Origin of the sequence: Curtobacterium sp. UCD-KPL2560, from assembly GCF_001705035.1 — a bacterium.
GTDB lineage: Bacteria > Actinomycetota > Actinomycetes > Actinomycetales > Microbacteriaceae > Curtobacterium.
The window spans coordinates 1-24,058 of sequence record NZ_MCIG01000023.1; the positions used below are offsets into that span (position 1 = coordinate 1).

Sequence of the window (24,058 nt, forward strand, 5' to 3'; positions counted from 1 at the left end):
ACAACCTGTTCGTCTTCCTCATCATCATGACGACCTTCGCGGTGCCGAAGGAGTTCCAGCAGAAGGTCCTGCTGGTCGGCGTCGCGATCGCCCTCGTCGCCCGCGGTGTCTTCATCGCCCTCGGCGTCACGATCATCGAGAACTTCTCGTGGGTGTTCTACCTGTTCGGCGCCCTGCTGTTCTGGCTCGCCTGGTCGCAGGCCACGTCAGCGGCGGATCGCGCCTCCCGCCCGCCCGGGTGTGCTCCGCGAAAGCGACAGTTCGCGGGTCCCGTCCGGCGGCTGGTGCGCGAAAGCGACACATGGGCGCGAACAGTCCGGAGCGATCTGTCGCTTTCGCGAGGGCGCCGCAGACAGAGGGCGCCGCAGACAGGGGGCACCGCAGACGGAGCGCGCGGCAGACAGGACGTGCCGCAGACGGACGGGAGGCGCGGTGCCAGCTGGCACCGCGCCTCCCGTCCCTCAGGCGGTGGCGACTACTTCGCGTCCGCCTCGGTGGCCGTCTTCGGCTCGCCCGTCGGAGTCAGCCCGCGCTCCTGGCGCTTCTTCGAGACCACGAGCGACGCGATCGTCGCGACGGTGATCGTCAGCGCGATGAAGCTCAGCGAGAACCAGATCGGGATCTCCGGGGCCCACTCGATGTGCTCGCCGCCGTTGATGAAGGGCAGCTCGTTGACGTGCATGGCGTGGAAGACGAGCTTCACGCCGATGAAGGCGAGGATGACCGCCAGCCCCTGACCGAGGTAGATGAGCCGCTCGAGCAGTCCCGCGATGAGGAAGTACAGCTGGCGGAGACCGAGGAGCGAGAACGCGTTCGCGGTGAACACGATGAACGCGTCCTGCGTGAGACCGAAGATCGCGGGGATCGAGTCGAGGGCGAACAGCACGTCGGTCAGGCCGATGGCGACCATGACGAGCAGCATCGGGGTGAACAGGCGCTTGCCGTCGACGCGGGTGGTGAGGCGGTCGCCGTCGTAGTCCTTCGACGTGGGGATGATGCGACGCAGGACCCGGATCAGGCGGGAGTCGCCCTCGGACGCGTCGTGCTCGCCGCTGCTGCGGGCCTGCGACCAGGCGAGCCAGAACAGCAGGGCGCCGAACAGGTAGAACACCCACGAGAAGTTCTCGATGATCGTGACGCCGAGGGCGATGAAGACACCGCGGGCGACGAGGGCGATCGCGACGCCGACCAGCAGGACCTTCTGCTGGAACTCCTTCGGCACCGCGAAGGTCGTCATGATGATGAGGAAGACGAACAGGTTGTCGACCGACAGGGCCTTCTCGGTCAACCAGCCGGCGAAGTACTCACCGCCGGCCTGGCCGCCGCCGAACACGAGGATGCCGACACCGAACAGGATCGCCAGGCCGACGTAGAACGCCGACCAGAAGGCGGACTCCTTGATGTGCGGGACGTGCGGCGTGCGCACGTGCGAGTAGAAGTCGAACACCAGCAGCGCGAGGATGCCCGCGAGGGTGATGAGCCATACGTACAGGGGGACGTCCAACAGAGTTCCTTCAGGGAGGGGCGCACCACGAGGAGTGGGTACGCCGAAGCCTGAAGGTCTCTTCCGCCGCCTGACCGTGCCGCCGGGATCCGACGGGCCGTGCAGGAGACCGGTGCCCCGGGCCTGGATCGTCCCAGACCGTACTGACGGGCACACCGCGAGAGGAATACTCCCCTTCTCACGACGAGCGTAGCGGGCGACCGGCACCTCCGCCGCGGCCTAAGCTGGGAACATGGCGAGTTCCTGGTCCCTGTCCTCCCGGCTCCGCGGTCTGTTCCAGCGGAAGACCATCGACGAGACCACGTGGGACGACCTCGAGACCGCGCTCATCGGTGCGGACTTCGGCCCCGACATCGCGGACGAGGTCATCGAGGACCTGCACGCCCGCGTCGACCGGTACGGCACGACCGACCCGGCGGACCTCCAGCGCATGCTCCGCGAGGTGCTCGAGGAGCGCCTGTCGAAGCTCGACACCACCCTCAAGCTGAGCAACCGCCCCGCGGTCGTGCTCGTGGTCGGGGTGAACGGTGTCGGCAAGACCACGACGATCGGCAAGTTCGCCAAGTTCCTGAAGACGTACGACCGCACCGTGCTCGTGGGCGCGGCGGACACGTTCCGTGCCGCCGCGGTCGAGCAGGTCGCGACGTGGGCCCAGCGCGCCGGCGTCGACGTCGTCCGTCCCGCACAGCCCGGGCAGGACCCGGCGTCGGTGGCGTACCAGACCGTCGAGAAGGCCATCCACGACGGCACCGAGATCGTCGTGATCGACACCGCCGGCCGCCTGCACACCAAGGCCGGGCTGATGGACGAGCTCACCAAGATCAAGCGCGTGGTCGAGAAGCAGACCGAGATCGCGGAGGTCCTGCTCGTCCTCGACGCCACGACCGGCCAGAACGGCCTCGCCCAGGCGCAGGCGTTCATCGAGGGCGCGGGCGTCACCGGGCTCGTCATCACCAAGCTCGACGGCTCCGCGAAGGCCGGCTTCGTCCTCAGCGTGCAGGAGAAGACCGGCATCCCGATCAAGCTCATCGGGCAGGGCGAGGGCATCAACGACCTCACGGGCTTCACGCCGCACGTCTTCGTGCAGAACCTCGTCGGCTAGGCGCTGCGGTCACCAGGCCTCGGGGTACGACAGCCTGACGATCGCCTGGGCATCGCCTGTGCGACACGTGTACCGTCATCGCCGTACTGCCCCGTGAGACCAAGGAGACACCCCATGCCCGCTCTGCTGATCATCGCGATCATCGTCGGCCTCGTCCTGCTCTTCAGCGGCATCTTCGTCGGTGCCCTCAAGTTCCTGCTGTGGATCGGCATCGTCCTCATCCTGCTGTCCGTCATCGGCTGGCTGCTGCGGAGCATCCGCGGTCGCGCGTAGCGATCGCGGGTCACGTCGCGACGTGACCGCTTGACGGACGGGAGGCGCGGTGCCAGCTGGCACAGCGCCTCCCGTTGCGTCGTCCGGTCGCGTCCGTCGCCTACACGGCCTGGCGACCCGGCGATGCGTCGAGCAGGTGGGCCAGGTGCGGCGGCACCGCGCCGCCGCGCGCGACGGTCGCCCGCGCCCACAGCCGGCCAGCGCGGTAGGACGAGCGGACCAGGGGTCCGGCGAGGACGCCGGCGAACCCGATGCCCTCGGCCACCTCGCGGAGCTCGACGAACTCCTCCGGGCGGACCCAGCGCGCGACCGGCAGGTGACGGGGTGACGGCCGGAGGTACTGGGTCAGCGTGATGATGTCCGTCCCGGCGTCGTGGAGCTGGTGCAGGGCGTCCTCGACCTCGGCGCGCTCCTCGCCCATGCCGAGGATGAGGTTCGACTTCGTCACGAGTCCCGCGTCGTGCCCCTGCGTGATGACGTCGAGCGACCGGTCGAAGCGGAAGGCGGGTCGGATGCGCTTGAAGATCCGCGGCACGGTCTCGACGTTGTGCGCGAAGACCTCGGGCCGGGCGTCGAACACCTGCCCGAGCTGGTCGGGCCGGCCGGAGAAGTCGGGGACGAGGATCTCGACGCCGGTGCCGGGGGAGTGCTCGTGGATCGCTCGGATGGTCTCGGCGTAGAGCCAGGCACCGCCGTCCTCGAGGTCGTCGCGGGCGACCCCGGTCACCGTGGCGTACCGCAGGCCCATCTCGGCGACGGAGTCCGCGACCCGGCGGGGCTCGTCGCGGTCGAGCGGCTCGGGCTTGCCCGTGTCGATCTGGCAGAAGTCGCACCGTCGCGTGCACTGGGACCCGCCGATCAGGAAGGTGGCCTCGCGGTCCTCCCAGCACTCGAAGACGTTCGGGCAGCCGGCCTCCTGGCAGACGGTGTGCAGCTGCTTGTCGCGGACCAGGCCGGAGAGCTCGCGGAACGCCGGGCCCTGCACCGCCCGGGTCTTGATCCACGCGGGCTTGGTCTCGATCGGGGTCTCGGCGTTCCGGGCCTCGACGCGGAGCATCCGGCGGCCCTCGGGGGCGAGTGTCATGCGGTGGTCTCCTGTCGGGCGGTGCTGCTGATGCGTCGGCCGGCGCGCATGCCGTCGACGGCGTGCTGGACCCGGTCGGCGACGACGCCCGCGACCTCGTCCACCGTGACGGTGCGCCCCGCGGCGGCGCTCAGCGTGGTGACGCCGGCGTCGGCGATGCCGCACGGGACGATGGCACGGTAGGCGTCGAGCGCGTTCGTGCAGTTGAGCGCGATGCCGTGGCTGGTGACGCCCTCGGCCACGTGGAGCCCGATCGCTCCGACCTTCGCGTACGGCGCGTCGGCAGGTCCAGGGACCCAGGCGCCGCTCCGGCCCTCGACTCGCTCCGCTCGGACCCCGGCGGCGGCTGCGGCGTCGACGAGGACCTGCTCGAGGTCCCGGACCCAGGCCACGACGTCGAGCGGCTCGGCGAGCCGGACGATCGGGTACGCGACGAGCTGCCCCGGACCGTGCCACGTGATGCGGCCGCCGCGGTCGACCTCGACGACGGGGGAGCCGTCGGTCGGCAGGTCGGACGGCTCGGTCCGGCGGCCCGCGGTGTACACGGACGGGTGCTCGCATAGCACGACGACGCCGGGAGAGCGCCCTGCGACGACGTCGGCGCGCAGGCGTCGCTGCAGCGCGAGGCCGTCGTCGTACCGGAGCGGGCCCTGCGGGCGGAAGACCTCGAGTGTCGGCACGGGATGACCGTACGCTTGTTGTTGGACGGAGTCCAGTAACTCGGCGATCCTCGCGGATCGGGTCGCCGTGCGCCCTGCGACCGTCAGGAGCTGCGACCGGGCCCGGTCACCGCGTCAGTCGTGTGACCTCGCCGCGGAAGAAGTCGTCCGCCCGGGCGCGTGCCTCGTCGGTGGGGCCGCCCGGGGGCAGGTGGTCGAAGGCCGCGGCCCGCTCGAGCTCGTCCGCGACGAATCGCTCGAGCACGCCGGGGGTCGATCCGGAGCCCAGTTCCCGGGTCGCGGCCTTCACCTCGATGAGATCGGCCACGGCCTCCCGAACCCCGGCCGGCACCGAGGTCTCCTGCACGAGCGTGGGCAGGTCCATCGGTGGGAGCGCGGAGTCCGGGTGCTCGCGCAGCCACCGCAGGGTCGTCACCGGGCGGAGCACGTAGAAGAAGCGCTTCAGCGTCGTCTGCCGTTCCTGCTGCCGGAGCGCCACGTGCAGGTGGTGCCGACCGATCCGACCTCGGTCGGCGACGGCCGCCAGGAACGCCAGGGCGCGGTCGCGGAAGCCTTCGTCCCCGGAGTAGACGATGGGGGACCGGAGCCACTCGCCGACCGTCGCGTTCCCGTTCACCGCGAGACGGACGGCCTTCCCGAGGTCCCAGCCGTTGACGTCGAAGACCGCGTCGAGCGGGGTCTCGATGACGTCGCGCGCCGGCCAGAGCGACAGGTAGTCGTCCGGCTGCCGGACGTAGACGAAGCGACAGTCGTAGTCGCTGTCCGGCGACGGGAAGCCCCACGCGCGGCTCCCGCTCTCGATCGCCCAGGGCACGGCGACGCCGTGGTCCGTCCGGACGCCGGCCAGTCGCGCGTCGATCTCGTCGACGACGGCAGGGTCGAGGGAGTCGGGGACGTTCCGCATGTCGCCGAGGCTACCCGTGGACCCGGCCGGGACCCGGTCCCGGCCGGTCGGGGACGGCCCTGTAGGATCGACGGATCATGGCGCAATTCGGCTCTCTCTCCGACCGGCTGACCGAGACCTTCCGCAACCTGCGGAGCAAGGGTCGGCTCACCCCGTCCGACGTCGACGGCACCGTCCGCGAGATCCGACGGGCGCTCCTCGACGCCGACGTCGCGCTCGAGGTCGTGAAGTCCTTCACCGCGGCCGTCCGCGAGCGTGCGCTCTCCGACGAGGTGAACAAGGCGCTCAACCCGGCGCAGCAGGTCGTCCAGATCGTCAACGAGGAACTCGTCGGCATCCTCGGCGGCCAGCAGCGGCGGCTCGAGTTCGCCAAGCGACCGCCGACGGTCATCATGCTCGCGGGCCTGCAGGGTGCCGGCAAGACGACCTTGGCGGGCAAGCTCGGCAAGTGGCTCAAGAAGGACGGCCACACGCCGATGCTCGTCGCGGCGGACCTCCAGCGCCCGAACGCCGTGCAGCAGCTCCAGGTCGTCGGCGAGCAGGCCGGCGTCCACGTCTTCGCCCCGGAGCCCGGCAACGGTGTCGGTGACCCGGTCAAGGTCGCGAAGAACGCGATCAAGGCCGCGGTCGACCAGCAGTACGACACCGTCATCGTGGACACCGCCGGACGACTCGGCGTCGATGCCGAGCTCATGAAGCAGGCCGCGAACATCCGCAAGGCCGTCGACCCCGACGAGGTCCTGTTCGTCATCGACGCGATGATCGGTCAGGACGCCGTGAACACCGCGCGCGCCTTCCAGGAGGGCGTGGACTTCACCGGCGTCGTGCTGTCGAAGCTCGACGGCGACGCCCGCGGTGGTGCGGCCCTGTCGGTGGCGAGCGTCACCGGCCGGCCGATCATGTTCGCGTCCACGGGTGAGGGCCTCGACGACTTCGAGCCGTTCCACCCGGACCGCATGGCGAGCCGCATCCTCGACCTCGGCGACATCCTCTCGCTCATCGAGCAGGCGCAGGGTGCCTTCGACGAAGAAGAAGCCCGCAAGGTCGCCGAGAAGATCGCGAGCGACTCGTTCACGCTCGACGACTTCCTCGGGCAGATGCAGCAGCTCCGCAAGGCCGGCTCGATCAAGGGCATGCTCGGGATGCTCCCGGGCGCCAAGGGCATGCGCGAGGCGCTCGACAACTTCGACGAGAGCGAGATCGTCCGCACCGAGGCGATCATCCAGTCGATGACGAAGCAGGAGCGCCAGCTGCCGAAGCTGCTCAACGGCTCCCGTCGTCTCCGCATCGCCCGCGGTTCCGGCACGACCGTGACCGAGGTCAACGCCCTCGTGAACCGCTTCGAGCAGGCCGCGAAGATGATGAAGACGGTCGCCCGCGGTGGCGTGCCGCAGATGCCCGGCATGGGCCCGATCCCCGGGATGCACGGCGGCAAGAAGAAGCAGCCCGCCGGCGGCGCGAAGAAGAAGAAGGTGGGCAACCCCGCCAAGCGCGCCGCGCTGGCCTCGGGTGCTCCGGCACAGCCGCAGCAGCAGGCCCCGAGCGGTTCCGGCTTCGGCTTCGGCGGTGCCAAGGGCGGCAAGGCCCCCACCGAGGAAGAACTCGCGAGCCTGCAGAAGTTCCTCGGTCGCTGAACCCGCGTCGCCGACGCGACGACAGCACGGACGGGAGGCCCGTGGCGAGACCGCCACGGGCCTCCCGTCCGTCTCCCGACCGGTAGCAATGGCATGCAAAATACTGTCAGATCACATGGTGTTCGCTGATCGCACGCAATCCGCGTGAACGAGAGGAACTCCATGAAGCGCAACACCCGCCGTCTCTGTGCGGTGCTCGGTGCCGCCACGATCGTCGGTACCGCGATCATCTCCGGTCCGTCCGCCGCACTCGCTGCGCCCGGCGCGTCCTTCGGGCTCGCCGCGTCCTCGGCGCCGCACGCCGACGGGCTCCGGATCCAGACCGTGGAGGGCAAGGAGAGCGAGTCGGACAGCTCGGCCTCCTTCACGGTGTACTCGACGCACCCGGAACTCGTCGCCGAGGGCCCGGCGTTCGACCGGTTCGAGGTCGTCGTCCGCTACGGGGGCGAGCGTGTCTGCAGCATCGACGAACCGTCGTCGACCGGGGCCGCGCGCTGCGCCCTCGACCTGTCGACGATCCCCGGCCCGCAGCTCGTCGCGAAGGCGTACCGCGACGGCGAGGTCGTCGCGTCCACCGAGCTCCGGGTCACGTACCGTGCCGAGCCGCCCGTGATCGACCGCGTGGAGCGCGCCGCCGACGGCGCCTTCACGATCGCCGGGCACACGCTCTTCGAGAACCCCGGCAACCGCTTCCGCGCCGCCGTCCGGGGCCTGCCGCAGCTCGGTTCGACGAACGTCGCGGCGGACGGCACGTTCCGGCTGCAGGTGCCCGCTCGGTACGCCGGACAGACGCTCGGTGTCTACTTCGAGTACGACGGCGGCACCACGTCGTACGCACGTCGCGTCGAGCTGACGGTCGGCGAGGACGGGGTGCAGCTGCCGCTCACCGTGACCTCGGTCGGCGGCCACTCCTCGGGGCTCGCGGCCGGCCTCCCGCTGTACTCGGTGGGCGCCTCCGCGGTGGACTTCGCGGCGCACGGACCCGCGTTCGACCGGTTCGAGGTCGTCGACACCGCGACCGGCACGACGCTGCTCGACCTCCGCGAACCGTCGAGCACGGGCGACGTCGCGTCGACGATCGACTTCTCGTCGGTGCCGGCCGGGCCGTTCGAGGCACGTGCGTTCCGCGGCGACGAGCAGATCGCCTCGATGAAGTTCCAGGCGATCGTCCTGCTCCGTGACGCCCCGGCGGTCGCCGGCGTGCACGAGACGGCCACGGGTTTCCAGCTCGACGGCTCGATCGACGCGAAGCCGACCGGGAGCCGGCTCTTCGCCGAGGTGTCCCTCGGGGACGACCAGTGGACGGCCGTGGTCCGCCCGGACGGCACGTTCAGCGTGGACCTGCCCGCCGAGCTCGCCGAGCGCGAGGTCTCGGTGCGGGTCGCGCACGTCGGGCGCCCGAACGTCTCGTCGCCGTCGGTCACCACCACGGTCCCGGCGCGCGAGGGTGGCTCGGTCGAGCCGGAGCCGATCGTGGCCGTCCCGGCCCCGGGGCCGGTGGACGGGGGCTTCACCCCGACGCCCGGCGGTGGTGACGGTGGCGACAACGGCGGTGGTGACAACGGCGGTGGTGACAACGGTGGTGGTGACAACGGCGGTGGCGACAACGGCGGCGGCGACGAGGGCGGCCCGTCCGACGGCACCCCCGTCATCCGCGGCGCCGAGGACCAGGGCGGCAAGTGGGTCGCGGTCGTGCAGACCGCGCCCGGCCTCGAGGTCCACGTCACGGCCGACGGCGGCCTCTCGGCGACCGGTCGTGCCGACGAGCACGGCGTCGCACGGATCCCGACGCAGCTGAGCTCGTCGTTCGACTTCCCCGTGATCATCGACGCGTACCGCTCCCGCTTCGACCGCGTCCGCACCGAGGGCGTGCTCGGGGACACCGGCGCGAACGTCGCCGACGGTGCCCACGCCCGCGTCGTCCGCGGCGCGACGGGCACCGCACGCTTCGACGCCGCCGGGTTCGAGGGCCGCGCGTCGATCACGCTGGCCGACGGGACGCACCTCGCCGACGCCCTCGTCGGGTACAACGGCCTCCTCCGGGCCGTGACCCTGCAGGGCGTCCCGGCCGACGCGGACCACGTGCTCGTCCGCTTCGGCGCCGGCGCGCCGGTCTCGGTCCCGATCGAGGGCTGACCCGGGATCGGCGTCGCCTGCGGGCGGCGCCGGCCGGGTGCCGTCCCGATCCAGCGCGGTCCCGTCCGGCGCTGCGCTGACCGGGACCCGGCCTGGTCGAGCGGCGCCGTCACGGAGCGCGCGTCCCACCGGACGGGAGGCGCGGTGTCGGCCGGCACCGCGCCTCCCGTCCGACAGGTGGTGGCGTCTAGAGCGAGTCGCGCAGCTCGGTGACCAGGTGGCGGACGACCGCGCGCAGGTCGCCGCCGTGCTCCTGCGCGACCTGGAGCTGCCGCTGGTACGAGGCGCCGTCCGCGATCATCGTGTCGAGGTGGTGCAGCTCCTGCTGGCAGCCGAGCCGTTCGGCGATCGGGTCGAGGCGCTGCACGAGGTCGTGCACCTCGTCGGTGACGAGGCGTTCGTCGCCCGCCGCGTTCGTGATGATCTCGGCGTCCATGCCGTAGCGGGCGGCGCGCCACTTGTTCTCGCGGATGAACCACGGCTGCATCGACGGCAGCGTCTCGCCACGGTCGAGCCGGTCGGACAGGGCCGTGACGAGGCACTGCACGAACGCGGTCACCGCACCGACCTCGTGCAGGGTCGAGATGCCGTCGGAGACGCGGTTCTCGAGCGTGCCCCAGCCCGGCGAGGGCCGGATGTCCCATCGCAGGTCCTTGAACCCGTCGATCACGCCGGTCTTCGTCAGGTCGTCGACCACGGTCTCGAAGCCCGACCACTCCTCGATCGACGGCGGGAGGCCACCGGTCGGCAGCTGCTGGAACATGAGCGCACGGTTCGAGGCGTACCCGGTGTCGGTCCCGCCCCAGAACGGGCTCGACGCGGTGAACGCCTGCAGGTGCGGGACGTAGGCGAGCATCGCGTTCATGATCGGCACGGCCTTGTCGCGGTCGTCGATGCCGACGTGCACGTGGACACCCCAGATGAGCATCTGGCGACCCCACCAGCGGGTCCGGTCGATGAGCGTCGTGTAGTGCTCGCTGTCAGCCGTGATCTCCTGCTGGTCCCAGACCGCGAAGGGGTGCGTGCCGGAGCACATCACCTGCGCGTCGAGCGGCTCCGCGGCGTCGACGACCTCGCCGATGATGCCCGCGAGCTCGCTCGTGGCACCCCCGACGGTCTCGTGGACACCCGTGACGACCTCGACGGTGTTGGTGAGGAGTTCCTCGGTCACCCGGTCGTGGTCCCCGAGGCGCTCCTGCACCGCGGCGATCACGGCGGGTGCCCGGGGAGCGAGGTCGCCGGTGTCCCGGTCGACCAGCGGGAGCTCCCACTCGACGCCGATGGTCGACGGGCGGGACTCGGTGAAACGGATGTCCATGCGGCCATCCTGCCCGTGATGTTGGAGGGTCGGCACAAGGAACACCGGCCCGGGAGCGGCGTCCGGCAGAGTAGGGGCATGAGCACCGTCGCCCAGCCGGACCTCGCGGTCCTGTCGTCGCCCTGGACCCTCGGCCCCCTGCACCTGTCGAACCGCGTCGTGATGGGGTCGATGCACACCGGACTCGAGGTGCGCGACGACGGCGGAGCAGCGATGGCGGCCTTCTACCGGGAGCGCGCGGCAGGCGGGGTCGCGTGCATCGTGACCGGGGGCATCGCGGTGAGCGACGAGGCCCGCGGCGGCCCCGACTTCGCGGTGTTCGGGGCGGACGGCGCCGACGAGCGCTTCCGGGTCGCCGTCGACGCCGTGCACGACGAGGGCGGCACCGTGCTCGCGCAGCTGTTCCACGCGGGTCGGTACGCGCTCGTGCAGGGCGTGACCGACCGGCACGGCCGACCCCAGCGGGCGGTCGCGCCGTCCGCCCTGCCGTGGGCCGCCGCGCGCGGGGTCGTCCCGGAGGAACTCACCGGGGACGAGGTCCGGTCGACGATCGAGGACTTCGCCGCCGCCGCGCGGTCCGCCCGGGACATCGGCTTCGACGGCGTCGAGATCATGGCGTCCGAGGGCTACCTCGTGAACCAGTTCCAGTCGCCGCTGACGAACCACCGCGAGGACGAGTGGGGCGGCACCCCGGAACGCCGTCGGCGCTTCGCGGTCGAGGTCGTCCGTGCCGTCCGGGCCGCGGTGCCCGACCTCGCGGTGACGATCCGGCTCTCCGGCGCGGACCTCATGCCCGGGTCGACGACCGACGACGAGGTCGACGCGCTCGTCCGGGACCTGCTGCCGCTCGGGCTCGACGGCGTCTCGGTGGGCATCGGCTGGCACGAGTCCCGCACGCCCACCGTGCAGGCCTCGGTGCCGCACGGGGCCTGGGTGTCCTACGCGGAGCGCATCGCCCGCGTCGTCCGGACCTCGGACCACCCGGACGTCCGCGTGATCGCGTCGAACCGGATGACCGACCTCCGCGACGGCGAGACGGTGCTCCGCGACGGCCTCGTCGACGCGGTCGCCCTCGCCCGCCCGTTCCTCGCCGACCCGGACATCGTCGCGCGGTCGCTCGGCGGCAGGTTCGACCTCGTGAACACCTGCATCGGCTGCAACCAGGCCTGCCTCGACCGGTCGATCGTCGGCGCCCCGGTGTCCTGCCTGGTCAACCCGCGCGCCGCGCGCGAGCTCACGTTCCCGGCCCGACCCACGCGTCGGGCGCTGCGGGTCGACGTCGTCGGCGGGGGACCGGCCGGCCTGGCCGCCGCGGTCGACGCCGCACGACGCGGCCACACCGTGACGCTGTGGGAGGCCGACGCGTCGCTCGGCGGCCAGTTCGCCCTCGCCGCCGCGATCCCCGGCAAGGAGGACTACGCGGCGACCGTGCGGGCGGCCGTCGCCGAACTCGCGGACCGCGGTGCCACGGTGCACCTCGGGCGTCGCGCCGCCGTCGCTGACCTGGCCGGGAGCGACGCGGTGCTGCTGGCCCTCGGCGTCGTCCCGCGACCGCTCGACGTGCCGGGCGCGGAGCTGCCGCACGTCGTCTCCTACGAGCAGGCCCTCCGCGAGGGCGTGCCGGCGGGGACCGTCGCGATCGTCGGCGGCGGCGGGATCGGCGTGGACACGGCGGCGTTCCTCGTCGAGTCGCCCGACGAGGTCGTCCGCGCCGCGGAGTTCGCCGAGCGCTGGGACGTCGACGTCGCCCGGGACGTCCTCGGCGACGTACCGCAGCGGCTGCCCGCGGCCGACCGGGTCACGCGGCCCGGCCCCGAGGTCACCGTGCTCCGGCGCGCCGGCAAGATCGGCCAGGGGATCGGCATCACCTCCCGCTGGGTGGCCGTCGGGCGCCTGCGGGACGCGGGTGTGCACCTCGTCGCCGGGGTCCGCGCGTACCTGCGGATCGAACCGGGCACGCTGTGGATCCTCGACGAGGCGGGCGTCGAGCGCGCCGTCCCGGCCGACCACGTCGTGGTGTGCGCCGGACAGGAACGCGCCCTCGGGGCGGAGGAGACCGGACCCGACGGGCTGGTGGCGGGCCTCCGGGCTGCCGGCGTGCCGGTCGCCGTCGTCGGCGGGGCCCGCGACGCCAGCGGGGTCGACGCGGTCCGGGCGACGAGCGAGGCGCTCGAGGCGGTCCGGCGGCTCGCGCCCTGACGTCCCCGGCGGGTCGCGGCTCGCTTCTCGCGCGGAAACCTGCAAGAATGAACGGTCGAATCGCGTCTGCTCGACCCTCTATCCAGCAGGTCGCGACTTCCCTCGAGCTTCCACCGCGCGTGCCCCCACGCCCGCGGTTCCGGTTCAACCACAACATCACGCAACAGGAGTAATTGTGGCTGTCAAGATCCGTCTCAAGCGCCTCGGCAAGATCCGTGCGCCCTACTACCGCATCGTCGTCGCCGACTCGCGCACCAAGCGCGACGGTCGTGTGATCGAGGAGATCGGTCAGTACCACCCGACCGAGGAGCCCTCGGTCATCAAGATCGAGTCCGAGCGTGCGCTCTACTGGCTCGGCGTCGGCGCACAGCCGACCGAGCAGGTCGCGGCGCTCCTCAAGCTCACCGGCGACTGGGGCAAGTTCAAGGGCGAGGGCAACACCGAGTCCACCGTCAAGGTCGCCGAGCCGAAGCAGGCCTTCGTCGCGGACACCGCCAAGAAGGCCGTCCTCAAGCCGAAGTCGGAGAAGACGGCACCCGCCGCCGCTCCGGCCGACGACGCCGCCGAGACGACCGAGGCCTGATTCCTTGCTCGAATCCGCGCTGACGCACCTCGTCAAGGGGATCGTCGATCACCCGGACGACGTGCGCGTCGCCAGCTCCACCTCCGCGCGGGGCGAGGTCCTCGAGGTGCGTGTGCACCCCGAGGACCTCGGCCGCGTGATCGGTCGTGCCGGTCGCACCGCGAAGGCGCTCCGCACCCTCGTCTCGGCGCTGGCCGACGGCAAGCGGGTGCGCGTCGACGTGGTCGACTCCGATTCCTAGGGAGACGACCATTCCCAGCGAGACGACCCAGCTCCGGGTGGGGCGGATCACGAAGGCGCACGGGCTCAAGGGCGGCATCAAGCTCGAGCTCTACACCGACGACCCGGACCGTCGGTTCACCCCCGGAGCGGTCTTCACGCTCCAGGTCCCGGCGGAGTCCCCGTGGGCAGGCAAGACCCTCACGCTGGATGAACTCCGTTGGTACAACGGTCACCCGGTCGCCTTCTTCGAGGGCGTCGAGGACCGGACCGGTGCCGAGACGCTCGCCCGCGCGATCCTCTGGATCGAGCAGGACGCCGACTCCGACACCGGTGAGGACGACGCCTGGTACGACCACCAGCTCGTCGGGCTCCGCGTGCTGCGGGACGGCGTCGAGGTCGGCACCGTCGCGCGTGTCGACCACCTGCCCGCCCAGGACCTGCTGGCGATCGACACCCCCGACCGCGGCGAGGTGCTCGTGCCCTTCGTGGCAGCGATCGTCCCGGCGGTCGACATCGCCGCCGGCACCGTCACGGTGACCCCGCCCACCGGTCTGTTCGAGGACCCGGAGGACACGTCCCGTCCCGAGACGGTCTCGTAGGCACCGCGTGCGCATCGACATCGTCACGATCTTCCCGGAGTTCTTCTCCGTGCTCGACGTCTCCCTGCTCGGCAGGGCCCGCCAGGAGAAGCTGCTCGACGTGCACGTGCACGACCTGCGGCACTGGACGACCGACCGGCACCGGACCGTCGACGACACCCCGTACGGCGGCGGCGCCGGCATGGTGATGAAGCCCGAGCCGTGGGCCGAGGCCCTCGCCTCGGTCCTCCGCGAGGACGGCTCCTCCACGCTCGTGGTCCCGACACCGGCCGGCACCCCGTTCCGCCAGTCGATCGCCCGGTCGCTCGCCGAGCACGAGCACCTCGTGTTCGCCTGCGGGCGGTACGAGGGCATCGACGCCCGGGTGTTCGAGTGGGCGTCGACGCGGGCGACCGTGGTCGAGCTCTCACTCGGCGACTACGTCCTGAACGGCGGCGAGGTCGCGGCCATGGCCATGATCGAGGCCGTCGGTCGACTCGTCCCCGGCGTGGTCGGCAACCCGGAGTCGCTCGTCGAGGAGTCCCACGAGGACGGCCTGCTCGAGTACCCCTCGTACACGAAGCCGGCGGTCTGGCGCGACCTCGCGGTCCCGGACGTGCTGCTCAGCGGACACCACGCACGCGTCGCCGCATGGCGGCACGAGCAGCAGGTGGAGCGGACGCGTCGCGTCCGGCCCGACCTGCTGCCCGACGCGTAGGGCGCGGTCCCCGCGACACGACGGACGGGAGGCGCGGTGCCGGCCGGCACCGCGCCTCCCGTCCGTCGTGTGGTGCGTCCGTCGTCCGCCGCGTCTGCCGCGTCCGTCGTGTCCCGCCTCGGTCGCGTCGGTCGCGTCCCTCGCGTCAGCTCGACGCGTCGCGCTGTGCGCGCCGGAGGGTGAGGACCTCCGGTCCGGCCTCGGTGACGGCCACGGTGTGCTCGACGTGCGCGGCCCGGGAGCCGTCGACGCTCCTGAGTGTCCAGCCGTCGGCGTCCTGCACGAGTTCGTCGGTGCCCTGCATGAGCCAGGGCTCGACCGCGACGACGAGGCCCGGGCGGAGCTTCAGGCCGCGACCGGGACGCCCGTCGTTCGGGACGTGCGGGTCGCCGTGCATCGTGCGACCGACGCCGTGGCCGCCGAACTGCGTGTTCACGGCGAAGCCGGCGTCCTTCGCGACCCGGCCGATCGCGTACGAGACGTCGCCGAGCTTGTTGCCCGGCCGGAACTGGTCGATGCCGGCCGCGAGGGCCTGCTCGACGGTCGCGACGAGCCGCTGGTCCTCGTCGCGCGGCGTGCCGACCTGCACGGTGACGGCGGAGTCGGCGACCCAGCCGTCGACGCTCGCGGCGAAGTCGAGGCTCACGAGGTCCCCGTCCACGAGCACGCGGTCGTGCGGGAGGCCGTGCAGCGCGGCGTCGTTCACCGAGGTGCACAGGTTCTTGCCGAACGGCGAGTTGCCGAACGAGGGGTGGTAGTCGACGTAGCAGCTGACGGCGCCCCGCTCGGCGATCATCCGCGCGGCGACGCGGTCGAGGTCGAGCAGGTTCACGCCGACGTCGACGGTCGTGAGCAGCTCGTCGAGGACGTCGGCCACGAACCGGCCGGCCACGCGCAGGCCGTCCAGCTCGGCGGGGGTGCGGAGTTCGATCATGGTCACCATCCTGCCCTGGTTGGTGCGATCACCGGACCTGTGGCAGGATGGGTGGCTGTGCCCTGGCTGGACTCTGCCACGGGGGAGTCGCCGACACCGGGCACACCACCATCTTTCCGAACATCGATCCGCGGCGACCCGTGTGCGTCCGCAGAGAGTGAACCGCTCATGAGCCAGCTCCTCGACAACGTCGACGCAGCATCGCTGCGTACCGACGTCCCCGACTTCCGCGCGGGGGACACCGTCAAGGTCCACGTCAACATCGTCGAAGGCACGCGTTCGCGTATCCAGGTCTTCCAGGGCGTCGTCATCGGCCGTCAGGGTCACGGCATCGGCGAGACCTTCAAGGTCCGCAAGGTCAGCTTCCAGGTCGGCGTCGAGCGCTGGTTCCCGGTGCACTCGCCGATCATCGACCACATCGAGATCGTCACCCGCGGTGACGTCCGTCGCGCCAAGCTGTACTACCTCCGCGAGCTCCGCGGCAAGGCAGCCCGCCGCAAGATCAAGGAGAAGCGCGACGCCTGATCGCCTTCACAGTGAGGCCCGCGAGCCGGGTACGCTGCGAACCCCTCGTCCATGTACGGTTGTGCATCGGCGGGGGGTTCACCCTTTCCCGCACCCGTTCCCGGGGGTGGGCACCGCATGCTCCTGGTGAGCGTGGTCGAGCGTCCGATCCGGGCGCGGTCGCAACGCTCCACGTGAGCGCGGAGAACGAGAGCAGGAATGACGGACACGACGCAGGAACCGGGGCGCCGCCCGCGATCCGACAAGAAGGCGAACGGGGTCCTGACGTTCCTCCGTGACCTCGTCATCATCTTCCTCGCCGCGCTGCTGGTGTCGTTCCTCGTGAAGACGTTCCTGATCCGGTCGTTCTACATCCCGTCGGCGTCGATGGAGAACACGCTCCAGATCAACGACCGGGTGATCGTCAACGAGCTCGTCCCGGACGCCGTCGCACTGAAGCGCGGCGACGTCGTCGTGTTCAAGGACCCGGGCGGCTGGCTCGCCGGGGCCGACGTGCCGAGTGTCGCGCCGACGACGCAGCCCGCGAAGGCGATCGACTGGTTGCTGACCCAGGTGGGCCTCGGCACCGGCGACAGCGACGACCACCTCATCAAGCGCGTCATCGGGCTGCCCGGCGACAAGGTGTCGTGCTGCAACGACCTCGGTCAGATGTCCGTGAACGGCGTCCCGATCAAGGAGCCGTACCTGAAGCTCCCGCTCGGTGAGACGCGCGCGTCCGGCACCGACTTCTCGGTCACCGTGCCGAAGGGCACCATCTGGGTCATGGGCGACAACCGCTTCGACTCGAAGGACTCCCGCTACAACGGCGACACCCCGTCGAAGGGCTTCGTGCCGTTGTCCGACGTCACCGGGCGCGCCTTCGTGATCTCCTGGCCGACGAGCCGCTGGACGTGGCTGGACGACTACCCCGAGGTCTTCGCCGGCGTGGAGGAGCGCGACCGGTGACCGCCGTCCGGCCGTCGCTCCGGTTCGAGAAGCGGCTGCTCGGGGAAGACCGCGTCACGGTGCTCGGCATGGACGAGGTCGGCCGCGGGGCGATCGCCGGGCCGGTCGCCGTCGGGGTCGCCGCGGTGACGCTCGACGTCGGGCGCGTCCCGCAGGGGCTCGCCGACTCGAAGCTGCTCAGCGCCGCACGTCGCACCGAGCTGGTGCCCGTCGTCCGTCGCTGGGCGCGCACGGCGGTCGGGATGGCACCGGCGGAGGTCGTGGACCGGCAGGGCATCGTGCCCGCGCTCGGACAGGCCGGTGCGGCGGCGATCGCCGACCTCGTCGCCGACGGGCTGTCCCTCGACGGAGCCGTGGTGGTGCTGGACGGGTCGTTCGACTGGCTGACGCGTGCGGTGCCGCCGTCGCTCACCGCCGGCCGGCCGCTCGACGTCGTCGTCCGGGTCAAGGCCGACCGGGACTGCGCCTCCGTCGCCGCGGCGTCCGTCGTCGCGAAGGTCGAGCGGGATGCGCTGATGACCGCCGCGCACGCGGTTGCTCCGCACTACGCGTGGGCGTCGAACAAGGGCTACGGGTCGGCTGCGCACTACGACGGCATCCGTGCCGTCGGGGTGCACGCGCTGCACCGGACCAGCTGGCTCCACCAGGCGTCGGCGGTGGCGCTCGACGGGTTCGAGGAACTCGACGCGGTCGGTCGCTGACCGGGGCCGACGCGCGCGTCCGTGTCGCCGGGGGACCGGGTGCGACGCACGGGTCCGTGTCGCGGGAGGTCCGGGTGCGACGCGCGCGTCCGTGTCGGCGCGGGACCGGGCGCGACGCACGCGTCCGTGTCGCCGGAGGTCCGGGCGCGACGCACGCGTCCGTGTCGCCGTAGAATGGATGCGCGATGGATGACGACGAATTCGACGACTACGACCGTGAGGTCGAACTGGCCCTGTACCGGGAGTACCGCGACGTCGTGTCGCAGTTCCGCTACGTGGTCGAGACCGAGCGGCGTTTCTACCTGGCGAACGAGGTCGACCTCGTCCGCCGTGACACCGAGCACGACTTCTACTTCGAACTGTCGATGAGCGACGTCTGGGTGTGGGACGTCTACCGTTCCGACCGTTTCGTGAAGTCCGTCCGGGTGTTGACGTTCAAGGACGTGAACGTCGAGGAACTCACCTCGCGGGAACTCGAGCTGCCGAAGGAACTCGCGCTCGACGAGTGATCGTCGTTTTCACCGTGCATTCTTTCTGCGTCATCCGGCGGAGTGGTCTGCGCATTCCGGTGACATTCCCGCTAACCTGACGTGGACACCCGTCCCCGCAACCAGGAGCAGACAATGGCACAGAAGGTCACCGTCCAGCTCGTCGACGATCTCGACGATTCGCCCATCACCGACGGACAAGGCCGCACGGTCGAGTTCTCGTTCGACGGTTCGCACTACGAGATCGACCTCTCCGACGACAACGTCGACAAGTTCCGCGAGGCGATCTCCGACTACGTCGCGGCGGCCCGCAAGGTCTCCGGTCGTCGTTCCGGTGGCGCGTCGACGCCGAAGTCCGCTCCCAAGCGTGGCAATTCCGAGGAGCTCGCGAAGATCCGGGAATGGGCGAAGGAGAACGGGTACGAGGTGTCGAGCCGCGGTCGTATCTCGACCCAGGTGCAGGAAGCGTACGCAGCCGCGCACTAGTCGCGAGCGCGTGTGAGCCCCGGGTGACCATCGGTCGCCCGGGGCTTCGTCATTCCTCCACAAGCCCGAGAATTGTCGGCACTGTCCACAGGGCATTCCGGGTGTCCCGCGACTCCGCCCGACGGCGTCATCCTTCCGGCAGGAGGTGGCGACATGGACGGATCGACAGGACGCCGCGGTGCGCTCGGAGCGACGGGCGAGCGGCTCGCAGTGGAGTGGATGGAGGCGAACGGCTTCCGGGTGGTCGACCGCAACTGGCGGTGCCGCACGGGTGAGGTCGACGTGGTGGCCTGGCACGGCGACACCCTCGTCTTCGTCGAGGTGAAGACGCGGGCCGGGACGTCGACGGGGCACCCGTTCGAGGCGATCACCCCGGCCAAGACGGCGCGGCTCCGGCAGCTCGTCGGGCGCTGGTCGGCGGCGCACCCGGAGGTCTCCGCGCCGGCCGTCCGCATCGACGCCGTGGCGGTGCACGTGGACGGTCCACGGCACGGGATCGAGCACGTGGCGGGTCTGCTGTGACCGGGATCGGGCGCGCCTCGGCCGTCGCGCTGCTCGGGGTGAGCGGTCGCCGCATCGAGGTCGAGGCCCACCTCACGAGCCACCTCCCCGGGTTCAGCATCATCGGGCTGCCGGACACGTCCCTCGGCGAGGCACGCGAACGGGTGCGGGCGGCCGCGGCGAACGCCGGGGCGCCGCTGCCGGCGCGGCGGATCACGGTGAACCTGACCCCGGCGGCGATCCCGAAGCGCGGGTCCGGGTTCGACCTGGCCATCGCGATGGCGGTGCTCGCCGGGGCCGGTGTCGCGCCGGACGTGCACGAACGGATCGTCTACATCGGCGAGCTCGGCCTCGACGGTCGGCTGCGGCCCGTCCCCGGGGTCGTGCCGATGTTGCTCGCGGCGCGGGAGTCGGGTGCCGAACGGGTCGTCCTGCCGACGGGGAACCTCGACGAGGCCCGGTTCGTGCGCGGCGTCGCGGTGCACGGGGTCGACTCGCTCCGCGCGGCCGCGATCGCGGCGGGGGCCGCGCTGCCGAGCGTCGAGGTGGATCCCGTCCCGAGCCCGAGCGTCACCACCGAGCAGCTGCCGGTCGCCGAACTGGCGGACGTCGTCGGCAACCCGACCGGCGTCCGCGCCGTGGTGGCCGCTGCCGCGGGTGGCCACCACGCGCTGCTGCTCGGACCACCGGGAGCCGGCAAGACGATGCTCGCGGAGCGCCTGCACGGGATCCTGCCGGACCTCGACGACGAGGCGGCGCTCGAGGTCGCCGCCGTCCGCTCCGTCGCCGGTCACGGAGCGGCGTCGTGGACCACCCGTCCGCCGTGGGAGGCACCGCACCACTCCGCCTCGGCGGTGTCGCTCATCGGCGGGGGGAGCGGCACCGTCCGACCGGGGGCGGTGTCCCGGGCGACCCGTGGCGTGCTCTTCCTGGACGAGGCGCCTGAGTTCCCGCGGGCGGTGCTCGACGCGCTGCGGCAGCCCCTCGAGTCGGGCACGGTCACCGTGCACCGAGCGGTCGGCGCCGCGGAGTTCCCCGCGCGGTGCCAGGTGCTGCTCGCGGCGAACCCCTGCCCGTGCGGCAACGCGGGCCAGGGGACCCTGCCGTGCGAGTGCTCACCGGCGGCCGTGCGGCGCTACCTCGGGCGGATGTCCGGGCCGCTGCTCGACCGGATGGACATCCGCGTCCGGGTGCCCCGCGTGACCACGGCGACGATCCGGAGCGGGGACGGCTCGACGCCGACCACGGCCCGGGCACGCGCGGACGTCGAACGGGCGCGCGCGGTGATGGCCGAGCGGCTGCGGGGGACCGGGTGGTCGCGCAACGCCGAGGTGTCCGGAGGGTGGTTGCGGCAGCCCGGCCACTCGGAACCCGGGGCGACCGCCGTGCTCGACCGGGCGCTCGACCTCGGGACCCTGACGATGCGCGGGTGGGACCGGACGATGCGGCTCGCGTGGACGCTCACCGACCTGCAGGGCGCTGAGCGCCCGTCGGACGTGCACGTCGGCCAGGCCCTGGCGCTCCGGAGCGCCCTGTGAACGGGGCGGGCGGTCTGCTGGACCTCGCCGGGGCCGTGCTCGACGGCGGGCTCGACCAGGTCGACCCCGCCGAGGCGGCGGCGCGTGTGGCGTGGTCGACGCTCGTCGAGCCGGGCGACGGGCTCGCCGGGGGCCTCGTCGCCGGCGTCGGTGCCGGTCGTTCGCTGCTCGCGCTGCGCGCCCGCTGCGAGGCGGGTCCGGGGAACGGGCCGGGCGGCTGCGACGACCTGCTCGCGCTCGCGCTGGACGCGCAGGTCCCCGGGTCGGAGGACCCCGTCGCCTACGCCGATGCCCTGGCGTCCGCGGTCGAGCGATGGGCGCCCCGGGTCGCCGTGCTCGACCCGACCGCCGCGCTCGCGGCCGCTGCCGCCGTCGGCGCCCGGCTGCTGGTGCCCGACTGTCCGGGGTGGCCGGAGCGCGTCGACGACCTCGACGTGCACGCCCCGGTCGTGCTCTGGGCCCGGGGTCGCCCGGAGGTCGTCCGTCCGTCGCTGTCCGTCGTCGGGTCGCGGGCGAACACCGTGGCGGGGGCCGAGGCCGCGGCGGAGATCACCTCCCTCGCCGCCGACGCCGGCTGCTCGGTCGTGAGCGGTGGCGCGTACGGCATCGACGCCGTCGCCCACCGGGTGTCGATCGCCGCCGGTGCACCCACCACCGCGGTGCTCGCGGGCGGCATCGACCAGCTCTACCCCGCCGGCAACGCCGACCTGTTGCGGAACGTCAGCAGGCAGGGCGCCGTGCTCGCGGAGTCGCCGCCGGGGACGCGACCGACGCGCTGGCGGTTCCTGGCGCGGAACCGGCTCATCGCCGCCCTCGGCGACGCGACGGTCGTGGTCGAGGCCGGTGCACGGTCGGGTGCGTTGAACACCGCGCACCACGCCGGGCAGCTCGGACGGCCGGTGTTCGCCGTGCCGGGGGCGTTCTCGTCGTCCGCGTCGGTCGGCTGCCACCGGCTCGTGGCCGACGGGCGGGCACAGCTCGTGGTCCGCCCGGAGGACCCGGTGCGGGCGGTGGTCGAGCCGGCGGTGGGCGGCGGGGCCGTCGGCGGAGGGGCGGTGCACACGCCGGGGCCGCGCGGGCGACCGTCCGGCGACGGTGTGGACGGGGACGGTCGGGCAGCACCGCTCGTCGGTGCGCGGCTCGACGCCGAGGTCCTCCGGGTCCTCGATGCACTCGCGCGGCGCCCCCTGCCGGAGCACGAGGTGGTGGTGCGGAGCGGCATGTCGCCGTCCGAGGTCGCGGACACCCTCGCGCTCGCCGAACTGCAGGGGCTCGCCACGCACACCGCGTCCGGGTGGGTGCGGGCGTGACCGGGCCGCGCGACCTACGCTGGGCACGTGACCGGGACGGCGGACGGGCGGCTCGTGGCCGCGGTGGAGGTGTTCCTGGAGCACGTCCGGAACGCCCGCGGTCTCAGCGAGCAGACGGTCCGCGCCTACGCGAACGACCTCGACCAGCTCGTCGCCTTCGCCCACGAGCGCGGGGCCCGGCAGACCTCGGACGTGACACTCGAGCTCCTGCGGGACTGGTTGTGGGAGGCCGACCAGCGCGGTCTGGCCCGGTCGACCCTCTCCCGGCGGTCCTCGTCGGTGCGCGCCTTCACCCGCTGGGCCAGCGAGTCGGGCGTGGTGCCGACCGACGCCGGTGTGCGGCTCCGCGCCCCGAAGCGCGCGGCGCACCTCCCACGGGTGGTGGGCTCCGACCAGGTGCGGCGGCTCCTCGACGGCCTTGCGGTCCGTGCGGCATCGGACGACCCCGGGGCGCTCCGTGACCTCGCGGTCGTCGAGTTGCTCTACGCGACGGCGATCCGCGTGAGCGAACTGGTCGGCCTCGACCTCGGGGCCGTGGACCGGAGCCGCCTGACGGTCCGGGTGCTCGGCAAGGGCGGTCGCGAGCGGGTGGTGCCCTTCGGGGTGCCCGCGAACGACGCCCTCGAGGCGTGGACCGCCCGGGGTCGTCCCGTCCTGGCCGCGCGGTCCGAGAACGCCGGCGACGCACTGTTCCTCGGCGACCGGGGTGGACGGCTCGGCGTCCGGAGCGTCCACCGGACCGTCGCGCGGATCCTCGCCGACCTGCCCGGGGACGGTCCGAGCGGACCGCACACCTTCCGGCACACGGCGGCGACGCACCTGCTCGACGGGGGAGCGGACCTGCGGGCGGTGCAGGAACTGCTCGGGCACGCGAGCCTCGGTACCACGCAGATCTACACGCACGTGTCGTCAGCGCGTCTGCGGGAGGTCTACCGCACGGCGCACCCGCGAGCCTGACGAACGGCGGGCCAGCGAGTCTGACGAACGGCGCACCAGCCAGCCTGGCGAACACACCAGCGAGCCTGAGCGGCACAGCCCGACCCGCGTCTCCGACTCATCCCGGCCACGCGGACTCCGGCAGGAGCACCGGCCACGCCGCCGCCGGCAGGTAGGGCGTCGGGTCGACGTACCGACCGTCCACCCGTGCCCCGAGGTGCACGCACGACGCCTCGGCTGAGCAGTGCCCCACCGCGACCGTGCCGATCGGATCGCCCCGACGGACCACCTCGCCGCCGGCGACGAGCGGGGTGACCGAGTCGAGCGTCGACACCAGCCCGTCGCCGTGGTCGATCGACACGACCCCTCGGCCGGCCACCTGTCCGGCGAACGAGACCACCCCGTCGGCGACCGCGACCGTCTGCGTCCCGACCGCCGCGTCGACGTCGATGCCCCGGTGGCCCGCGGCGTACTCGTCTGCGGGGGCCTCCCACCCGCGCTCGACGACCCGGCCGCCCGTCGGCCACACCCAGGGCGCCTCCGACCGGGTCCCGGCGTCACCGACGACCCGACCCGCGGCCGGATCCGGGACCGAGGCCGGGACGAGGAGCGAGACCGAGACCGAGACCGGGGTCGGGACCGGGTCCGGGGTCGGGACCGAGACCGCGACAGGGACCGGTGCAGGGACCGCTGCGACCAGTGCGATGACCAGTCCGAGGACCAGTGCGACGGGACCTGACGAACGCATGCCCCGAGCGT

The 24,058-nt window shown here is 72.3% G+C and carries 25 protein-coding genes and 1 pseudogene; 19 read left to right on the top strand and 7 right to left on the bottom strand.

Annotation, left to right across the window (positions count from 1 at the left end; all coding sequences use genetic code 11):
• Positions 1-203 (top strand): annotated as a pseudogene (locus BEP24_RS16540) (TerC family protein); the annotation flags it as partial.
• A gap of 272 nt (positions 204-475) precedes the next feature.
• Here the strand turns inward: BEP24_RS16540 and BEP24_RS07565 are convergent.
• On the bottom strand, positions 476-1,504 hold the full coding sequence (locus BEP24_RS07565; protein WP_065961968.1) for a TerC family protein: 1,029 nt from the start codon (positions 1,502-1,504) through the stop codon (positions 476-478).
• 232 nt (positions 1,505-1,736) lie between these two features.
• On the opposite strand from BEP24_RS07565, the gene ftsY reads away from it, so the two are divergent.
• Both ftsY and BEP24_RS17505 read left to right on the top strand, forming a co-directional pair.
• Positions 1,737-2,606, top strand: a complete 870-nt coding sequence (gene ftsY, locus BEP24_RS07570) for a signal recognition particle-docking protein FtsY (RefSeq protein ID WP_065961969.1) — start codon at positions 1,737-1,739, stop codon at positions 2,604-2,606.
• A gap of 114 nt (positions 2,607-2,720) precedes the next feature.
• Positions 2,721-2,879, top strand: a complete 159-nt coding sequence (locus BEP24_RS17505) for a hypothetical protein (protein ID WP_171898750.1) — start codon at positions 2,721-2,723, stop codon at positions 2,877-2,879.
• 100 nt (positions 2,880-2,979) lie between these two features.
• Here the strand turns inward: BEP24_RS17505 and lipA are convergent, their stop codons facing one another.
• The 3 genes from lipA to BEP24_RS07585 all read right to left on the bottom strand — a co-directional run bounded on the left by lipA (position 2,980) and on the right by BEP24_RS07585 (position 5,547).
• A complete protein-coding gene (gene lipA, locus BEP24_RS07575; protein WP_065961971.1) occupies positions 2,980-3,963 on the bottom strand; it encodes a lipoyl synthase in 984 nt (327 codons plus the stop codon).
• Positions 3,960-4,583, bottom strand: coding sequence for a lipoyl(octanoyl) transferase LipB (gene lipB / locus BEP24_RS07580; protein ID WP_253181625.1), 624 nt, complete (start codon positions 4,581-4,583; stop codon positions 3,960-3,962). The genes lipA and lipB overlap by 4 nt, the downstream gene beginning before the upstream one ends.
• Before the next feature lie 166 nt (positions 4,584-4,749).
• Complete coding sequence (locus BEP24_RS07585; protein ID WP_065961974.1) at positions 4,750-5,547, bottom strand: nucleotidyltransferase domain-containing protein; 798 nt, start codon at positions 5,545-5,547, stop codon at positions 4,750-4,752.
• A 77-nt stretch (positions 5,548-5,624) separates the two neighbouring features.
• Between BEP24_RS07585 and ffh the strand changes: the two genes are divergently transcribed.
• Both ffh and BEP24_RS07595 read left to right on the top strand, forming a co-directional pair.
• On the top strand, positions 5,625-7,181 hold the full coding sequence (gene ffh, locus BEP24_RS07590; protein ID WP_065961977.1) for a signal recognition particle protein: 1,557 nt from the start codon (positions 5,625-5,627) through the stop codon (positions 7,179-7,181).
• Positions 7,182-7,343: 162 nt separating this feature from the next.
• Positions 7,344-9,317, top strand: a complete 1,974-nt coding sequence (locus BEP24_RS07595) for a hypothetical protein (RefSeq protein ID WP_065961979.1) — start codon at positions 7,344-7,346, stop codon at positions 9,315-9,317.
• A gap of 187 nt (positions 9,318-9,504) precedes the next feature.
• On the opposite strand, the gene BEP24_RS07600 is transcribed toward BEP24_RS07595, so the two are convergent.
• Entirely contained in the window at positions 9,505-10,635 is a 1,131-nt protein-coding gene (locus BEP24_RS07600) for a glutamate--cysteine ligase (protein ID WP_065961983.1), read from the bottom strand.
• 78 nt (positions 10,636-10,713) lie between these two features.
• On the opposite strand from BEP24_RS07600, the gene BEP24_RS07605 reads away from it, so the two are divergent.
• The 5 genes from BEP24_RS07605 (at position 10,714) to trmD (ending at position 14,935) form a co-directional block, all read left to right on the top strand.
• Positions 10,714-12,834, top strand: a complete 2,121-nt coding sequence (locus BEP24_RS07605; RefSeq protein WP_065961986.1) for an FAD-dependent oxidoreductase — start codon at positions 10,714-10,716, stop codon at positions 12,832-12,834.
• A gap of 175 nt (positions 12,835-13,009) precedes the next feature.
• Positions 13,010-13,417, top strand: coding sequence for a 30S ribosomal protein S16 (gene rpsP / locus BEP24_RS07610; RefSeq protein WP_065961987.1), 408 nt, complete (start codon positions 13,010-13,012; stop codon positions 13,415-13,417).
• 4 nt (positions 13,418-13,421) lie between these two features.
• Complete coding sequence (locus BEP24_RS07615; protein WP_065961989.1) at positions 13,422-13,658, top strand: RNA-binding protein; 237 nt, start codon at positions 13,422-13,424, stop codon at positions 13,656-13,658.
• On the top strand, positions 13,651-14,238 hold the full coding sequence (gene rimM / locus BEP24_RS07620) for a ribosome maturation factor RimM (RefSeq protein WP_253181626.1): 588 nt from the start codon (positions 13,651-13,653) through the stop codon (positions 14,236-14,238). The genes BEP24_RS07615 and rimM overlap by 8 nt, the downstream gene beginning before the upstream one ends.
• A 7-nt stretch (positions 14,239-14,245) precedes the next feature.
• Entirely contained in the window at positions 14,246-14,935 is a 690-nt protein-coding gene (gene trmD, locus BEP24_RS07625) for a tRNA (guanosine(37)-N1)-methyltransferase TrmD (RefSeq protein ID WP_065961993.1), read from the top strand.
• Positions 14,936-15,080: 145 nt separating this feature from the next.
• Here trmD and map read toward each other — a convergent pair whose 3' ends face one another.
• A complete protein-coding gene (map, locus tag BEP24_RS07630) occupies positions 15,081-15,869 on the bottom strand; it encodes a type I methionyl aminopeptidase (protein ID WP_065962033.1) in 789 nt (262 codons plus the stop codon).
• 168 nt (positions 15,870-16,037) lie between these two features.
• On the opposite strand from map, the gene rplS reads away from it, so the two are divergent.
• From rplS to BEP24_RS07675, 9 genes are all read left to right on the top strand, one after another.
• The gene (gene rplS / locus BEP24_RS07635; protein WP_065961995.1) at positions 16,038-16,394 is read left to right on the top strand and encodes a 50S ribosomal protein L19; all 357 of its coding nucleotides are present in this window, start codon (positions 16,038-16,040) and stop codon (positions 16,392-16,394) included.
• A 198-nt stretch (positions 16,395-16,592) separates the two neighbouring features.
• The gene (gene lepB / locus BEP24_RS07640; protein ID WP_065961996.1) at positions 16,593-17,339 is read left to right on the top strand and encodes a signal peptidase I; all 747 of its coding nucleotides are present in this window, start codon (positions 16,593-16,595) and stop codon (positions 17,337-17,339) included.
• Positions 17,336-18,040: a ribonuclease HII gene (locus tag BEP24_RS07645; protein ID WP_083230194.1), complete on the top strand. Its 705-nt coding sequence runs from the start codon at positions 17,336-17,338 to the stop codon at positions 18,038-18,040. The genes lepB and BEP24_RS07645 overlap by 4 nt, the downstream gene beginning before the upstream one ends.
• A 185-nt stretch (positions 18,041-18,225) precedes the next feature.
• On the top strand, positions 18,226-18,549 hold the full coding sequence (locus BEP24_RS07650) for a DUF2469 family protein (RefSeq protein WP_065962000.1): 324 nt from the start codon (positions 18,226-18,228) through the stop codon (positions 18,547-18,549).
• Positions 18,550-18,663: 114 nt separating this feature from the next.
• Entirely contained in the window at positions 18,664-19,014 is a 351-nt protein-coding gene (locus BEP24_RS07655; protein WP_065962001.1) for an Lsr2 family protein, read from the top strand.
• 153 nt (positions 19,015-19,167) lie between these two features.
• Entirely contained in the window at positions 19,168-19,536 is a 369-nt protein-coding gene (locus BEP24_RS07660; protein ID WP_065962003.1) for a YraN family protein, read from the top strand.
• Positions 19,533-21,053 (top strand): YifB family Mg chelatase-like AAA ATPase, encoded by a 1,521-nt coding sequence (locus BEP24_RS07665; RefSeq protein ID WP_083230195.1) that lies wholly within the window; start codon positions 19,533-19,535, stop codon positions 21,051-21,053. Before BEP24_RS07660 ends, BEP24_RS07665 begins: the two co-directional genes overlap by 4 nt.
• Positions 21,050-22,363: a DNA-processing protein DprA gene (dprA, locus tag BEP24_RS07670; protein WP_083230196.1), complete on the top strand. Its 1,314-nt coding sequence runs from the start codon at positions 21,050-21,052 to the stop codon at positions 22,361-22,363. Before BEP24_RS07665 ends, dprA begins: the two co-directional genes overlap by 4 nt.
• A gap of 27 nt (positions 22,364-22,390) precedes the next feature.
• Positions 22,391-23,320, top strand: a complete 930-nt coding sequence (locus BEP24_RS07675) for a tyrosine recombinase XerC (protein ID WP_065962006.1) — start codon at positions 22,391-22,393, stop codon at positions 23,318-23,320.
• Between the two features lie 97 nt (positions 23,321-23,417).
• On the opposite strand, the gene BEP24_RS07680 is transcribed toward BEP24_RS07675, so the two are convergent.
• Positions 23,418-24,047 carry a M23 family metallopeptidase gene (locus BEP24_RS07680; protein WP_083230197.1) on the bottom strand — a complete coding sequence of 210 codons (630 nt, stop codon included), beginning with the start codon at positions 24,045-24,047 and terminating at the stop codon, positions 23,418-23,420.
• Positions 24,048-24,058 lie beyond the last annotated feature (11 nt).